We start from the raw sequence: 274 nt of genomic DNA on the forward strand, positions 1-274 counted from the left end.
AGCATGTTCTTACGGCACAGTAACTGGTTATAATGTTGGTCGTCAAACCTAGCACCTAAACCATTACTAAATGTTTCGTCTATCGTCGCTTCCCACAACCCAGCTGCTAGTTCTACCCAGCGACTAGGTGGTAGATTACCCACGATAGTTCTGGATGTTTCTTCTCTGATCTTTTCGTACAAACTGTGAGCGTCGATTTGGTGATAACGGAGGGATTGTCCCAACCCTAGCACCATTAGATTTATTGAACTCATTGATATCATCCATACTCGGT

At 43.8% G+C, this 274-nt stretch carries 1 protein-coding gene; it reads right to left on the reverse strand.

Features of this window, described 5'->3' with window-relative positions:
* Positions 1-254: hypothetical protein (locus QSV46_RS39745; RefSeq protein ID WP_314964097.1), on the reverse strand; the 254-nt coding region annotated here is incomplete at its 3' end.
* Between the last annotated feature and the right edge of the window lie 20 nt (positions 255-274).

This window comes from Bradyrhizobium cosmicum (assembly GCF_032290525.1).
GTDB classification, from domain to species: Bacteria; Pseudomonadota; Alphaproteobacteria; order Rhizobiales; family Xanthobacteraceae; genus Bradyrhizobium; species Bradyrhizobium cosmicum_A.